The sequence below is a fragment of the Leclercia sp. TB492 genome (assembly GCF_049974505.2).
GTDB lineage: Bacteria > Pseudomonadota > Gammaproteobacteria > Enterobacterales > Enterobacteriaceae > Enterobacter > Enterobacter adecarboxylatus_C.
Window position 1 is genome coordinate 1622441 of record NZ_CM127572.1, and the last position, 14770, is coordinate 1637210.

General features: G+C 55.6%; 17 protein-coding genes. 7 read left to right on the forward strand and 10 right to left on the reverse strand.

What is annotated here, in order from left to right; all coding sequences use genetic code 11:
- The first annotated feature begins 60 nt into the window (after window positions 1–60).
- Complete coding sequence (gene matP / locus ACP4QI_RS07485) at window positions 61–516, forward strand: macrodomain Ter protein MatP (protein WP_142488954.1); 456 nt, start codon at window positions 61–63, stop codon at window positions 514–516.
- 67 nt (window positions 517–583) lie between these two features.
- Here the strand turns inward: matP and ompA are convergent, their stop codons facing one another.
- Together ompA and sulA are read right to left on the reverse strand one after the other, a co-directional pair.
- Window positions 584–1639, reverse strand: a complete 1056-nt coding sequence (gene ompA, locus ACP4QI_RS07490) for a porin OmpA (RefSeq protein WP_426494955.1) — start codon at window positions 1637–1639, stop codon at window positions 584–586.
- A gap of 354 nt (window positions 1640–1993) precedes the next feature.
- A complete protein-coding gene (sulA, locus tag ACP4QI_RS07495; RefSeq protein WP_142488956.1) occupies window positions 1994–2503 on the reverse strand; it encodes an SOS-induced cell division inhibitor SulA in 510 nt (169 codons plus the stop codon).
- A 217-nt stretch (window positions 2504–2720) separates the two neighbouring features.
- Between sulA and ACP4QI_RS07500 the strand changes: the two genes are divergently transcribed.
- The gene (locus ACP4QI_RS07500) at window positions 2721–3347 is read left to right on the forward strand and encodes a TfoX/Sxy family DNA transformation protein (protein WP_142488957.1); all 627 of its coding nucleotides are present in this window, start codon (window positions 2721–2723) and stop codon (window positions 3345–3347) included.
- Here ACP4QI_RS07500 and yccS read toward each other — a convergent pair.
- Both yccS and ACP4QI_RS07510 read right to left on the reverse strand, forming a co-directional pair.
- A complete protein-coding gene (yccS, locus tag ACP4QI_RS07505) occupies window positions 3332–5467 on the reverse strand; it encodes a YccS family putative transporter (RefSeq protein WP_426494954.1) in 2136 nt (711 codons plus the stop codon). The genes ACP4QI_RS07500 and yccS overlap by 16 nt on opposite strands.
- A gap of 18 nt (window positions 5468–5485) precedes the next feature.
- On the reverse strand, window positions 5486–5932 hold the full coding sequence (locus tag ACP4QI_RS07510; RefSeq protein ID WP_142488959.1) for a YccF domain-containing protein: 447 nt from the start codon (window positions 5930–5932) through the stop codon (window positions 5486–5488).
- Window positions 5933–6055: 123 nt separating this feature from the next.
- Here ACP4QI_RS07510 and helD point away from each other — a divergent pair, with 123 nt between their 5' ends.
- Window positions 6056–8110 carry a DNA helicase IV gene (helD, locus tag ACP4QI_RS07515; protein ID WP_285110736.1) on the forward strand — a complete coding sequence of 685 codons (2055 nt, stop codon included), beginning with the start codon at window positions 6056–6058 and terminating at the stop codon, window positions 8108–8110.
- 161 nt (window positions 8111–8271) lie between these two features.
- Here the strand turns inward: helD and mgsA are convergent, their stop codons facing one another.
- Together mgsA and csgI are read right to left on the reverse strand one after the other, a co-directional pair.
- The gene (gene mgsA, locus ACP4QI_RS07520; protein WP_142488961.1) at window positions 8272–8730 is read right to left on the reverse strand and encodes a methylglyoxal synthase; all 459 of its coding nucleotides are present in this window, start codon (window positions 8728–8730) and stop codon (window positions 8272–8274) included.
- Window positions 8731–8809: 79 nt separating this feature from the next.
- Window positions 8810–9472, reverse strand: coding sequence for a curli synthesis inhibitor (gene csgI, locus ACP4QI_RS07525; protein ID WP_426494953.1), 663 nt, complete (start codon window positions 9470–9472; stop codon window positions 8810–8812).
- A gap of 171 nt (window positions 9473–9643) precedes the next feature.
- Between csgI and ACP4QI_RS07530 the strand changes: the two genes are divergently transcribed.
- On the forward strand, window positions 9644–10057 hold the full coding sequence (locus ACP4QI_RS07530) for a CoA-binding protein (protein WP_106992629.1): 414 nt from the start codon (window positions 9644–9646) through the stop codon (window positions 10055–10057).
- Between the two features lie 38 nt (window positions 10058–10095).
- On the opposite strand, the gene hspQ is transcribed toward ACP4QI_RS07530, so the two are convergent.
- Both hspQ and rlmI read right to left on the reverse strand, forming a co-directional pair.
- Window positions 10096–10413 (reverse strand): heat shock protein HspQ, encoded by a 318-nt coding sequence (gene hspQ, locus ACP4QI_RS07535; RefSeq protein ID WP_032617412.1) that lies wholly within the window; start codon window positions 10411–10413, stop codon window positions 10096–10098.
- 60 nt (window positions 10414–10473) lie between these two features.
- Window positions 10474–11664, reverse strand: a complete 1191-nt coding sequence (rlmI, locus tag ACP4QI_RS07540) for a 23S rRNA (cytosine(1962)-C(5))-methyltransferase RlmI (protein ID WP_142488963.1) — start codon at window positions 11662–11664, stop codon at window positions 10474–10476.
- A 175-nt stretch (window positions 11665–11839) separates the two neighbouring features.
- Between rlmI and ACP4QI_RS07545 the strand changes: the two genes are divergently transcribed.
- From ACP4QI_RS07545 to yccX, 3 genes are all read left to right on the forward strand, one after another.
- Window positions 11840–12397, forward strand: coding sequence for a kinase inhibitor (locus tag ACP4QI_RS07545; RefSeq protein ID WP_142488964.1), 558 nt, complete (start codon window positions 11840–11842; stop codon window positions 12395–12397).
- A 10-nt stretch (window positions 12398–12407) separates the two neighbouring features.
- Entirely contained in the window at window positions 12408–13196 is a 789-nt protein-coding gene (locus ACP4QI_RS07550; RefSeq protein WP_426494952.1) for a helix-turn-helix transcriptional regulator, read from the forward strand.
- 62 nt (window positions 13197–13258) lie between these two features.
- Window positions 13259–13540 (forward strand): acylphosphatase, encoded by a 282-nt coding sequence (yccX, locus tag ACP4QI_RS07555; RefSeq protein ID WP_285128167.1) that lies wholly within the window; start codon window positions 13259–13261, stop codon window positions 13538–13540.
- Here yccX and tusE read toward each other — a convergent pair.
- A complete protein-coding gene (gene tusE, locus ACP4QI_RS07560) occupies window positions 13537–13866 on the reverse strand; it encodes a sulfurtransferase TusE (protein WP_103823605.1) in 330 nt (109 codons plus the stop codon). The two genes, yccX and tusE, sit on opposite strands and share 4 nt — an antisense overlap.
- An 86-nt stretch (window positions 13867–13952) precedes the next feature.
- Window positions 13953–14612, reverse strand: coding sequence for an FtsH protease modulator YccA (gene yccA, locus ACP4QI_RS07565; RefSeq protein WP_032617416.1), 660 nt, complete (start codon window positions 14610–14612; stop codon window positions 13953–13955).
- Between the last annotated feature and the right edge of the window lie 158 nt (window positions 14613–14770).

Sequence of the window (14770 nt, forward strand, 5' to 3'; positions counted from 1 at the left end):
CAGCAGATTGCCAAAAAACTGATATTCTGAACACAGTTACACGGTCACACTGAGATCGCAATGAAATACCAACAACTGGAAAATCTCGAAAGCGGCTGGAAATGGAAGTATCTGGTCAAAAAACACCGTGAAGGGGAATTGATCACGTGCTACCTCGAAGCCAGTGCTGCAAAAGAAGCTGTAGATTTATTGCTGACCCTCGAAAATGAACCCATTCTGGTCAACGGCTGGATAGATAAACACATCAATCCGGCGCTCCTGAACCGCATGAAGCAGACCATCCGCGCGCGGCGAAAACGGCATTTCAATGCTGAGCACCAGCATACCCGGAAGAAGTCGATCGATCTGGAGTTTATGGTCTGGCAACGTCTGGCGGGGCTTGCCCAGCGCCGCGGAAAAACCTTGTCTGAGACTATCGTGCAGCTGATTGAAGATGCGGAACATAAAGAGAAGTACGCCAACCAGATGTCGACCCTGAAAACCGATCTCCAGGCGCTGCTCGCCAATAAGAAGTAGCGTTTTACTTTTCTTCAGGTAATAAAAAACCCCGCAACATGGCGGGGTTTTTTTATAAGACGATAACTTATGCCGCTGGCTGAGTTACAACGTCTTTGATGCCTTTAACTTCGATCTCTACGCGACGATCTGGTGCCAGGCAGTCGATCAGTGCAGCGCGAGGTTTCACGTTGTCACAGGTAGAACCGGTAACTGGGTTAGATTCGCCCATACCACGTGGGGAGATCTTGTTAGCCGGGATACCTTTAGAGATCAGGTAATCAACAACGGACTGAGCACGTTTCTCGGACAGACCCTGGTTGTAAGCGTCAGAACCGATACGGTCGGTGAAGCCCAGAACCACAACGGAACCGTCTTTAGGATCCAGGTTGCTCAGCTGGGTGTACAGCTGATCCAGTGCCTGCTGACCTTCTGGTTTCAGGGTTGCTTTGTTGAAGTTGAACAGAACGTCAGACTTCAGAGTGAAGTGCTTGGTCTGTACTTCTGGAGCTGGTGCTGGAGCTGGAGCAACGATTGGCGCTGCTTCTTCCTGCTGGCCGAAACGGTAGGAAACACCTACGCTCAGCATGCCGTTGTCTGGACGAACACCAACGGTGTTGCCATCGCCGATGTTGTTAACCCACTGGTATTCCAGACGGGTAGCAACGTCACGGGTCATTGCCCACTCAACGCCACCTGCGAATACTGGAGATACGCCAGTGTCATGGTCGTCGCCAGCGATGCTGTTGCTGGAGTCTGCACGCCATACCATGCCGCCCAGACGGGTGTAGATGTCTACAGCGTCATTTACTGGGTAGCCCAGTTTAGCAGTCAGCTGAACGCCCTGTGCTTTGAATGCGCCGTTGGTCTCGTCGCCTTTGTAAGGCATACGGCCCAGCCAGTCGTAACCCATTTCGAAACCAACGTACGGGTTAACCTGATAACCACCGAACGCGCCTGCGCCCAGCTGGCTTTCGTGAGTTGGGCCGTCGTTGTTCAGAGCGTCGTTATACCAGCCAGTGTCATGGAACTGAGACCAGCCCAGTTTACCACCAGCGTACCAGGTATTATCTTTTGGAGCGGCCTGCGCTACGGTAGCGAAACCTGCCAGTGCCACTGCAATCGCGATAGCTGTCTTTTTCATTTTTTGCGCCTCGTTATCATCCAAAAATCGCCATGAGAATCTCAATGAGAGTCACGGTTAAATCCTTCACCGGGGGGCGGGGACAAAGAGTAAAGCTACCGATATCTTCGGTTTAGGCCGAGCACCCCTGGCGATGTAAAGTCTACAACGTACCTGAAAACTTACAAGTGTGAACTCCGTCAGGCATATGAAAAAAAAAGTTTTGTATACACAATATTTAACATTTCTGGCGAAGATTTGGGCGTGCTAAACTGGAGGAAGCCGCGGCAGACAAGACTTGTCGCGGCTTTTAGAAAGGGAACCAATGGCGTACAGAGCCTGCAAAATAAATTCCAGGAAAACTCTTATTTTTACTTAGTGATACAAATTCGAGTGAATTTTTAGCCCAGAAAGGTGTCCGTTGCCCAGAGCATTCATCCGAACGGGACGCATAATAAAGCCGAGTGCATTACCTTCTTCGGCCGCTTCAGCCAGACGATGTTGCTCCGTTTCGGTTAATTCTTCCGTAAACCAGCCAATCACCACGCTGTAATTCCCGGTACGCAGTGCTCTCACCATCGATTCTACAGTATGGCAGGGATCCATCTGGCTAACCTGCATCACTTTAGTCAGCGGTAAGCCTGCGGACTGCACCCATTCCCGGCTCAACTTCTGTTGCGGCGTCAGCCACAGCTGCCAGCGAGACTGTTGACCCAGCTGCTGTAACAGAGGCAGCAATAACAGCTGCGTCATCATGGGCTGGTCTTCACGGTAAAGCACTTCACTAATCAACCCGGTGGACATATACGCAGCGGAACTCCGTGCACTTTTGCCAGCGGAAGAAGAGAAAGTTGTTGAACGGTTTGCATAGCCTGAAGAGTACATAATCAATCCAGCCCTGTAGTTACTGTATGGATATACAGTAACCCCTGTGCGTCTAAAGATCAACCTCATTTTCTGAAAGCGCCTCGCAAATTTGGTTTGTTATTCAGGCGGATTGAAAAATCATCTTGCCGTTCGATCGTAAGTTACCTATTTTTTGGCTAACGGATCCGTTAACAAACAACTTTAATTTTACTCCATGATTTACAAGGGAAATATCATGAAAAAGTTATCTTACGAACGGATCTATCAATCAACAAAATATCTTTCTCCTCTCGGTGATGTTGAGCATCGTGCCCTGTTTGGTGGATACACTCTGGCGGTGGATGACGCGGTCTTTGCGATGGTGTCAGACGGGGAGCTATACCTGCGCGCCTGCGAAGAGAGCGCCCAGTATTGCGTCAAAAATGCCTCCTCATACTTAACGCTGGTGAAGCGGGGGCGCGCAGTATTGTTAAATTATTATCGCGTCGATGAGGCGCTCTGGCAGGATCGGGATAAGCTCCTGCAGCTCTCCTCATTTGCGCTTGAGGCCGCGCGGCGGGAACGCCGGGAACGTTACAAGCGCGACAGGTTGAAAGATTTACCCAATCTCACCTTTCAGCTTGAGATCCTGCTGAACGAGGCGGGCATCGCCAACGAAGAGGCGTTACGCGCCCTCGGGGCCGAGCAGTGCTGGCTGAAGATCAGAGAGCTTAACAGGCACCTGAGCTACAAAGTGCTGTTCGCACTGGAAGGGGCGATCGTCGGATTGCATGAAGCTGCGCTCCCGGAGACAAGGCGCCGGGAGCTGGTGGAGTGGTACAAAAGGCTGCCGGTGGATAACAGCACTCACTCCGGCAGTTGATTAACGTGCTGCTGTAAACGACATATTTCTGGCAGCAACGCGATAAGCAGACCGATTTGCTGCAGCACCAGCGGCGCTTTGCTCTCGGCACCCGGTTCAATATGCGAAATGCGTTGCGCCAGTTCGGTCAGGGCCTGCTGAACACGAGGTTCATCCGCCGGACGTTGATGAAGCGCATCATCCACGTAGCAAACGGCGTCATCAAGCAGGGCCAGGATGGCTGGACTGGTCAGCCGCTCGCGATGCGCGCCCAGCGCCGAAATGTAGCTGGTAAAGGTATGATTCAGGCACAACAGACGGAACGCGACTTCCCGCGTTTCCGCTGTCGCCCGCGGTTCGGTGGACATATTCGAGACCACCGAAGCCAGTTCTGCATCGCGATTATAGGCGTCACGTCGGGCTATGCGATACGCCAGGCGGTTATCGCGGCCCTGGTGATACTGCTCGAGAATGGCGTCCAGATACCGGCAGTTGGCATTCATCGCCTGATCCAGTACCCGCGGCAGATTACGGAACCGCCAGTCCGGCCAGATAAAGCTCACCGCAGCCCAGGCAATGGCGCAGCCGATCAGGGTATCAATGATGCGCGGCAGTGCTACTTCAAAGCCTTCCCCAAGCAGGTTGAAACAGAGCAGCACCAGCAGGGTAATAAACATGGTGGCGTGCGCGTACTGCACATTGCGAAACGCAAAAAACAGCACCCCGGTGATCACAATTAAGATCAGCTGGCCTTCCAGTGAGGGGACGAAGTAAAGGATAGGCAGTCCGATAGCGACCCCCACCAGCGTACCGAGAATACGCAGCGCCAGCCGGTGGCGGGTGGCATTATAGTTGGGCTGGCAAACAAACAGGCTGGTCAGCAAAATCCAGTAGCCATGGTTAAGGCCGGTTATCTGTATAAAGGCGTAGCCAATACAGAGCACCACCGACATCCTCACCGCATGGCGAAACAGCGCCGATTCCGGCGAAAAGTTGCGGCTTAAGCGCAGCCACATATCGCTAAAACCGTGCAGCCTATCGTCGGCTAACTGGTTTTCAACATCATTACCGGGCATTGCCAGCGCCTGCTCGGATTCGATGGTGGCGAGCTGGGCATCAATGGCGCGCAGGTTGTTCAGCAGGAAACCCAGGGCTTTCATCTGTTCGGCTGAGGTCCCGCTGGCCTGGACGCGATCGAGCGCCGCATCCAGGTGCGTGAAGGCCCGCTCAAAACGCGGATCGTGCTGATAAGGGGTGCGCAGCAGGATGGATTGCGACAGCTGATGACAGGCCTGAGACTGCATGGAGAGCAGGCGCTGGAAGCGAAACATCACGTCGCTGTAGCGAAACTTCTCGCGCAGGTCGGCGTACTGGATATGCGAGGAACTGGCGCGTTCGTGAATATCCTGTGCGACAAAATAGTAATGCAGGGTGCGGCGGGTGCCGCGCTGACCACGATCGCCGCGTAAACGGGTAAGCAACGAGGCTTTGGTCTGGTTCAGCGTGGTCACCAACTGGCCGTTAGCCAGGGCCAGATCGTACAGCGGCGCCTGACCGTCACCTTCAATGTCCGGGTCAAAGAGCCGGGACTTGAGTTCCAGATAGTGCGCCAGCTGCTCATAGCTGCGGGCCAGATTGTCCTGCAACGGGCGAATGGGGAAGATCAGGTGCCCGGAGAGAGTAAGCAGGTTATACCAGACCGCTCCCAGGAGCAGGAGCACCGGCTGTTGATACCACTGGTCGTAAAGCGATACCCCCAGCATGGTATAGATAGCAATCAGCAGCGCGCCAAAGGCGATAGTGGCATAGCGTTGGCCCAGCCCGCCCAGCAGGATAAAGACGCTGGTGGAGAGCATCAGCCCGATGGCGAAAAGCCACGGCCAGGGGAAGAGCAGCTCCACCGACGCCGAGGCGATAAAAAAGCAGATCAGCGTAATAACCAGATTGCGCAGCCGACCGGCGAGACGGTCATCCAGATCGGCCAGCGCCCCGGCGACGACGCCCAGCGTCAGCGGAATGGTCAGCTTCACGTCGCCCAGCCACCAGGGCAGGGCGGTGCTGCCACACAGGGCAATAAAGATCCTGGCGTTGTACAGCCAGGCGCTGTTGAGAGTGTAGCGGCGAATCAGCGGGCTTAGCATGTGCGCACGGGATCCTTGTTACGGAAAACGACGGCGGGCGTTGGCTTCCCGCGCGGCACGGGCAACTTCCACCGGGACGACCCGGCGTCCGACAGGCCACAAGGCAATGGCGGCAATTTTAAAATTGGCGATCCCGACCGGGATACCGATAAGCGTCAGGCACTGGGCGATCCCCGCCGCAATGTGCATCACGCACAGCCACCAGCCGAAAAAGATCAGCCACAAGATATTGAGCAGCGTTCCGCCGGTGTTCATCAGCGCGCTTTTGCTGTCAGGCTCCAGCTCGTCCACGTGAACGGCTTCGTTACCGTACGGAACCAGTGACAGTTTGGTGATCTCCCAGCAGGAGCGCGTCAGCGGCAGGGTGAAGATCAGCACCACGCTGACCAGCGTTGCCAGCAGCCAGGCGAGCGTGGTGGCAAAACCACCCAGGACAAAATTCAAAATATTCAGAACGGTACGCATAAAACCTCAATTCTTTCCATAATGTTGAAGCCCTGCTGATTGTAACGTTTTTTTGCGCTGGAGCACCTGAAAACTGGCAGTTAAACTATCAGGCAATTTCTCACGTCGTGGATCGGGCTGGACATGGAACTGAAAGCAACTTCGTTAGGCAAACGCCTGGCACAACATCCGTACGACAAAGTCGTTCTGCTCAATGCCGGGGTGAAAGTCTCTGGCGAACGCCACGAATACCTCATTCCCTTCAATCAGCTGCTGGCCATTCATTGTAAGCGCGGCCTGGTCTGGGGCGAGCTGGAGTTTGTCCTGCCCGAAGAGAAAGTGGTGCGGCTGCACGGAACGGAGTGGGCGGAAACCCAGCGTTTTCACCACCATCTGAATACGCTCTGGCAGCAATGGAGTGCTGAAATGAGCGAGGTGGCGGCGCAGGTACTGCAAAACGCGCTGAATGACATTTCCACCAGCAATGAGCAAAACAGCTGGCTGACGCGGGAAAAAACGCTGGGCCTGCAGCAAAAAATTACGCAGGCATTACAGGCGCTCCCCCTGTCGGTCTCGCGGCTGGAAGAGTTTGATAACTGCCGGGACGCCTGGCGTCAGTGCCGGGCCTGGCTGGACGATATTGACCGGAGCCGATTGGCGCACAACCAGGCGTGGACCACCGCCATGCTCAGTCAGTATGCCGACTTTTTTGCCGATATTGAGTCATCTCCTCTCAACCCGGCCCAGGCCCGGGCGGTGGTTAACGGCGAGCAGTCGCTGCTGGTGCTGGCGGGGGCCGGCAGCGGCAAAACCTCGGTGCTGGTGGCGCGGGCGGGCTGGCTGCTGACCCGCAATGAAGCGGCTCCCGAGCAAATCTTACTCCTGGCATTCGGCCGTAAGGCGGCCCAGGAGATGGATGAGCGGATCGAGGCCCGGTTGCATACCCGCGACATTACCGCCAGAACTTTCCACTCCCTGGCCCTGCACATCATCCAGCAGGGGAGCAAAAAGGTGCCGGTCGTCAGCAAGCTGGAGAACGACACCGTGGCGCGGCAACAGATTTTTATCGAGGCCTGGCAACAGCAGTGCAGCGAGAAAAAAGCGCAGGCCAAAGGGTGGCGTCAGTGGCTGGAAGAGGAGCTTGGCTGGAGCGTGCCGGAAGGCAGTTTCTGGCAAAACGAAAAGCTGGCGCGTCGGCTGGCTCCGCGGCTCGATCGCTGGGTGAGCCTGATGCGAATGCACGGCGGCGCGCAGGCCGAGATGATTGCCGGCGCGCCCGAGGCGATCCGGACCCTGTTTTCGAAGCGGGTGAAGCTGATGGCTCCGCTGTTAAAAGCGTGGAAAACCGCCCTTAAGGAAGAAAATGCCGTCGATTTTTCCGGGTTGATCCATCAGGCCATCATTATTCTCGAGAAGGGGCGCTTTGTCAGTCCGTGGAAGCACATCCTGGTGGATGAGTTTCAGGATATCTCCCCCCAGCGCGCGGCGCTGCTGGCGGCGCTACGGGCGCAGAATAAGCACACTACCCTGTTTGCCGTAGGGGATGACTGGCAGGCGATCTACCGCTTTAGCGGCGCGCAGCTGTCGTTGACCACGGCGTTCCACCACTACTTTGGCGAGGGCGATCGCTGCGATCTCGATACCACCTACCGCTTTAATAACCGGATCGGTGAGATCGCCAACCGGTTTATCCAGCAGAACCCGCATCAGCTGGCAAAACCGCTGAACAGCCTGTCGGCCGGGGACAAAAAAGCGGTCACGCTGCTGGCTGAGGATCAGCTCGATGCCCTGCTGGATAAACTGAGCGGTTACGCCAGGCCGGAGGAGCGCATTCTGGTGCTGGCGCGCTATCACCACCTTAAACCTGCCAGCCTGGAGAAAGCTGCGACCCGCTGGCCGAAATTGCAGCTCGATTTTATGACTATTCACGCCAGTAAGGGGCAGCAGGCGGATTACGTCATTGTGGTGGGGTTGCAGGAAGGGAGCGATGGCTTCCCGGCACCTGCGCGTGAATCGGTAATGGAGCAGGCTCTGCTGCCGGCGGTGGAAGAGTTCCCCGATGCGGAAGAGCGGCGATTACTGTATGTGGCGATCACCCGCGCCCGTCACCGCGTCTGGCTGCTGTTTAACAAAGAGCAGCCTTCACGCTTTGTGGACATTTTGAAGGAGATAGATGTACCGGTGGCGCGAAAACCGTAGCGGTGTGTTGCCCGGTGGCGCTGCGCTTACCGGGCCTACGGATGGTGCGGCCTGATGCCCGGCGGCGCTGCGCTTGCACGGGCCTACGGGTGTGCGGGTCGACGGTTTTGGGCTTTTCGTAGGCCGGGTAAGGCGAAGCCGCCACCCGGCAGGGCGGGCACTTACTTCAGGCGTTCAGCCAGATAGCGCTGATAATCCGGGATCAAAATCTCCACCTGGTCGTTGAACTGCGGAGAGGCAATGATAAAGTCCGCCGTTGACAGGTTGGTGGCGACGGGAATATTCCACACCGTTGCCAGACGCAGCAGCGCTTTGACGTCCGGATCGTGCGGTACGGCATTCAGGGGATCCCAGAAGAAGATCAGCACATCAATTTTTCCTTCCGAAATCTGTGCACCCACCTGCTGATCGCCGCCCATGGGGCCGCTCAGCATGGCATTAACCTCCAGCCCGGTTTCGCGATGAATCAGGTTACCGGTGGTCCCGGTGGCTGAAAGGCGGTGTTTTTCCAGCAGGGATTTGTGACGCTGTACCCAGTTGAGCAGCATCTGTTTGCAGTGATCGTGCGCCACCAGCGCGATATGTTTGCGGTCCGGCAGTGTGCGGGTTGTGAGTTCCATAATCTCTATCCGTTAGTTAACTGGTTACAGATTACTGGAAGCACCTGATGCTGCAAGGGAAAGGGATAAAAAATGCGGCTCAGGACGAGGGTTGTTGCTTCGCCCATTGCAGAAAACGGCGGCGGGTCTCGGGATCGGCCTGGGCAAACCAGTATTTTAGCCGCTGCTCTGTCAGATTCTGCGACTGCGGGGGCGGCATATCCAGCTCGGAGATGCCGGATAACAGAGTGCTGTCATCGGCCATGGTGGTGGAGAACTGCGGTAGCGAGGCGCTCTGACCAGCTTTGTTATAACGCTCGGTATCGTACTCATAGTTTACGCCGGTCGGCGTATCGGTGATCGCCAGAATATCCAGCTTCACCGGGATCGGGGTCGCATCGCCATCCAGTAATTCAATATGCGGTGAATGATCAAAAAGTTGTGACTCTTTTTCTGTTTCCAGTCGGGGAAGGCTAAAATTAACCTGACTGATGCGCTGAGTGTTAAAGCTGGCGACCAGAGGAGGGGAGATATAGACCCGCTCTTCATGATTGCCGAGGCGAATGGTCTTCTCTACCCGAAACACAATCTGATGCGGGCCGTTATCCAGCTCGATGCTGTCCGCACCGCGCAGCAGGGAACTGGAGACTTTTTTTCCGTCCAGCACCAGCAGGTCGATGTCCGTAGAGAGCCGCAGCGTTGTGGCAAAAACGCAAACCGGCATGAGCAGCGCAAACAGACTCCAGGCAATGCCGGTTTTCATAAAAAGCCCTCTTAAAAGACGCGCGTCATGAATAATGTATCAAAATTTTTCTTCAATCATATTTACTAACATATAGACATAAGCCGGCAATTTGCCCTCATGCAGACGTATGGGATGACAGGTTGCTCTCACTGCATGGATATTGATGTTGAACACGCCAGGAGGAAGTTCATGAAACAGAACGATATTGCTGAGATCCTTTCCACCACCCGAACCATTGCGCTGGTGGGAGCAAGTGACAAACCCGATCGCCCGAGCTATCGGGTGATGAAATATCTGCTCGATCAGGGCTATCACGTGATCCCGGTATCGCCAAAAGTGGCAGGCAAAACATTGTTAGGCCAGCAGGGGTACGGCACCCTGGCAGAGGTACCGGAAAAAATCGATATGGTGGATGTGTTCCGTAATTCTGAAGCTGCCTGGGGCGTCGCGCAGGAAGCCATTGCCGTCGGGGCGAAAACCCTGTGGTTACAGCTTGGGGTAATTAACGAACAGGCGGCAGTGCTGGCGCGTGACGCGGGCATGAACGTGGTGATGGACCGCTGCCCGGCGATTGAGATCCCTCGACTGGGGATGGCGAAGTAATAAAAAACCCGGTCAGCCTTTGGCTACCGGGTTTCTGGTTAGTTGCGCAGGCGCGGGGCCTGTAACTGTCTGCGGATCGTTTGCGCCAGTTCATCCATGGAAGGCTGTTCAGGGTGTTCATCCTGCTGCTCGCCACTGAGCTGGGCTTCGGCAAGATAGGTATGCACGGCCTGGCCTTCGTCGTCTTCCATCACCACGTGGTACCAGGGGGCGGCGCGGAGTTCTGCGTTCACCGCCAGCTCATCCGCTGACGGTTCGTCGAGGGAATATTCCGGGTCGATATCCACGACCACGCCCAGGTATCCTAACAGGGAGTGGCGGACCTGCTGGCCGATACCGAATTTGCTGGCAATCATAGTCACCTCCCGGGAAACGTTACTTACTCTATAGGTGAGGGCAACATTCCACTTTTCAAGTTACATGATGCGACAGGCAAATCCTTTCAGATACAGCCCTTCCGGATAGGTAGCGATCACCGGATGATCGGCCGCCTGACGGAACTGCTCTATAAATTGTACATCACGGCCAGCATCTACAGCGGCATCCGCGATAATTTTCTGGAACAATTCGGTGGTCATCAGGCCGGAACAGGAGAACGTCAGCAGCACGCCACCCGGATTAAGCAGCTGGATCGCGAGCATATTGATGTCTTTATACCCACGGCAGGCGCCCATCAGCTGGTTTTTGTTCTCGACGAATTTCGGCGGATCCATCACGATAACGTCAAACTTCTCACCCTGGTCGCGATATTTGCGCAGCAGCTTAAAGACATCATCGCGCACAAATTCGGCTTTGCTCAGATCCAGCTTGTTCAGCTCAACGTTCTGTTTCGCCACGTCCAGCGCTTCCTGAGACGTGTCGACGCTCACAACCTGGCTGCAGCCGCCCATCAGAGCTGAAACCGCAAAACCACCGGTATAGGAGAAGCAGTTCAGCACGCGTTTGTCGGCAACGTACTGACGGGTCGCCAGACGGCTGTCGCGCTGATCGAGGTAGTAACCGGTTTTATGGCCACCCTGAATATCCACCAGCAGTTTCATGCCGTGCTCTTCGATAGGCAGCAGGGCCGGCGGCAGTTCACCGGTGACCGGGCCCTGGGTCAGCTCCATACCCTCTTTTTTACGCACCGCAACGTCGCTGCGATCGTAAATAGCGCACTCAGGATACTGCGCCTGCAGGGCGCTGATTAACGCCGCGCGCTGATATTCAGCACCCGCACTTAACAGCTGCAGCACCAGGAAGTTACCGAAACGGTCGATGGTCACGCCCGGCAGACCGTCGGATTCACCGGCGATCAGACGATAGCTGTCCAGCCCGTCGCGTTTTGCCAGCCAGTCGCGCCACTGCTGCGCCTGCTGCAGACGGCGAACGAAGAAAGCGATGTCGATGGTTTCATCTTTATCGAAGGTCCAGACGCGGGCGCGGATCTGAGACGCTGGCGAGTATGCGCCGCGCGCCAGCCATTTCCCCTGATGATCAACAATATCGATGGTTTCACCGAGGTTGGCTTTGCCTTCCATACGCGCAACCGCGCCGGAGAAGACCCAGGGATGGCGGCGCAACAAGGATTTCTCGCGCCCTTTGGCTAACACTAAACGTACACTCATAATTTACTATTCTGTCGATTCCAGGGAAATGGCGCGTAGAGTAGCACAGATGGTCAGGGGCAATCATCTGCGGACACTATTGAGCGTTTCGGCACAATTTAAAATCGCTCTGGCACATCATCCCTTTGCTGCGGGATTTACATTGATGTTTCCAGCTCAGCAAAAGGAAACTCGAATGAAAAAGCACATTGCAATCGCAGCAGCCACTCTGGCGGGGATGAGTTTTACGGTCTCAGCGGCATTACCTTTCAGCATCAACAGCCGGGATATTTCCGGCGAACAGCGATTAACCCAGAATCAGGTCTTCGACGGCTTTGGCTGTCATGGCGGCAACGAATCGCCGCAGCTGACATGGAAAAATCAGCCGCAGGGTACGAAAAGTTTTGCCATCACGGTGTATGACCCCGCTGCGCCTACCGGCAGCGGCTGGTGGCACTGGACGGTGGTGAACATTCCTGCACAAACGCAGGAGCTCCCTGCCGGTGCCGGCAACCAGAATAACGAGAAATTACCCGCAGGAGCTGTGCAGGGACGTAATGATTTCGGTTACTCTGGCTTTGGCGGCGCGTGCCCGCCGGAAGGAGACAAGCCTCACCCGTACCAGATAACCGTCTGGGCGCTGGATGTGGATAAACTGCCCATCGATAAAAGCGCCAGCGGCGCACTGGTCGGTTTCATGCTCAACAGCCACGCGCTGGCGAAAGCGCAATTAACCGCAACATACGCAAGATAGAGGTGGCCCGGTGCAGGATTTTCATTTTCAACATAAACATCTGACCGCGGCTGAGGTCAGTGCCAGCAAAATGCATCGCCTGCATCAGGTTAAGCTGTTTTATCCTGCCATCTGCCATATCACGCACGGTAGTAAGGTGATTATTCATGAGGATAGCCGTCTGGTTGCTACCCCCGATGAGCTGATCATTATCCCGGCGAATACGCCGATGGAGATCGTTAATCAGCCAGCGCAGGGCATTTTCCATTCTGATTTGCTGCTGTTGTCGCCGGATATTATCGCGGCGTTTAAAGCCCATTACCTGCAATCCTGGCCGCGCAGCAAAACCGACTCGCTCTGTGCGCCGCTCAGCGAAGGGCTGGCTTTTATGTGGGGCAACCTGTTGCATGCAGTCCGGCATGATTTTCCCGACGAACTGCAAAAGCATCAGGCTTTCGGGCTGCTGCTGGCGCTGCTGCATGATGGGGTGGCGGGGCCGCTGCTTATCGAACGCAACGTCAATCTCACCGAGCAGGTACGGCAGTTCATCATGATGTCTCCCGCCCGGGCATGGACCGCGCAGGATGTTGCCAGCCGTCTGGCCGTCAGCGTGCCGACCTTACGCCGACGGTTACGCGAAGAGTCGCACAGCTTTCGCCAGATCGTGGAGGAGGTGCGCATGGCGGTTGCGCTGTCTCAATTGCAGTCGACACGGCTGCCCGTCGGTGAGATCGCCATGCAGTGTGGGTACCTTTCCAGCTCGCGTTTTACGGCCCGTTTCCGCCAGCATTACGGGTGCTTACCCAAAACGTTACGCTAATCGTCCGGCCATAATTTGCTATTCTTGTGGTTCAGGGCCAGGCACGGATAAGGGGAAATATCATGGCAAAAGTGTGCACAATCGCGTGGGTTCACGGCACGGTTCAGGGGGTTGGCTTTCGTTATAGCACCCAGCGTGAAGCTACAGAGCTGGGGTTGACCGGGTACGCGCGCAATATGGATGACGGCAGCGTTGAGGTGGTGGCCTGCGGCGAAGCGGAACAGGTCGACAAACTGCTTGCCTGGCTTAAAGCGGGCGGGCCCCGCATCGCCCGGGTTGAAAAGGTCCTGTCAGAACCGCATCAACCCGACCGGGACTACGTCAATTTCGGTATTCGCTATTAAATGCACTTCACGGGCTTAGGCAGGCCGGCGATTTTGGTCGCCTGTTTTGCCGGGCCTTTCGGGAACAGACGATACAGATAGCGGCTGTTGCCTTTCTCCTCGCCATACTTATTGGCCATCGCTTTCACCAGCATGCGGATGGCGGGGGAGGTGTTAAATTCCAGATAGAAATCACGCACGAACCGCACCACTTCCCAGTGCTCCGGCGTCAGGGCGATAGACTCTTTTTCGGCAATGATAGCCGCCAGCCCTTCGCTCCACTGGCTGGTCTCTTTCAGATAGCCTTCGCTATCGGTCTCAATCTCTTTACCTTCAAAGTTCAGCATAATCATCACAGGTTTATCGAAAACTGCGGCAGTTTACCAAAAAAGAAAGCCCCGCATAAGCGGGGCTTTTTATACAGCACTGAGGGTTAATCGCGGCTGGCGAAGCCCAGGATGCTCAGCAGGCTAACAAAGATGTTATACAGCGACACATACAGGCTCACGGTGGCGCGGATGTAGTTGGTCTCGCCGCCATGAATGATGTTACTGGTTTCCATCAGGATCGCCCCGGAGGAGATCAGGATGAACACTGCGCTGATGGCCAGGTGCAGAGCCGGCAGCTGCAGGAAGATGTTTGCCACCATACCAATCAGCACCACCACGATGCCCGCCATCAGCATACCGCCGAGGAAAGACATGTCTTTGCGGGTGGTCAGCACATAAGCGGAACAGCAGAAGAACACCAGCGCCGTACCACCCAATGCCAGGCCGATCAGATCGCCCATCCCGGCAGACAGGTAGGTGTTAAGCATTGGCCCCAGGATATAGCCCAGGAAACCGGTGAAGGCGAACGCGGACAAAATACCTACCGGCTTGTCAGCGGTTTTGTAGGTAAGGAACATCAGACCGTACATGCCGACCAGCGTCAGAATCAGACCCGGAGACGGCAGCATCAGCACGGTGCTGGCGGTTGCCGTCAGCGCGGAGAAGGCCAGCGTCAGGCTGAGCATAAAGTAGGTATTGCGCAGCACCTTGTGGGTACTGAGCAGCGATGTGCGGTCGCGTGAAGAACTAATAATACGATCCATGAGTCACTCTCTTATGACAGATGTAATTAACGGCAAGAATAGAAAACGACGCGCCGGTTACAAAGTGGTTTTACCCATCTTTACTCAGCGTCTTAGGGGAAGAGCCAGCATGAAATGTTCCACAACGCACCATATGCAGAACGAACCGCGGTTTGTCA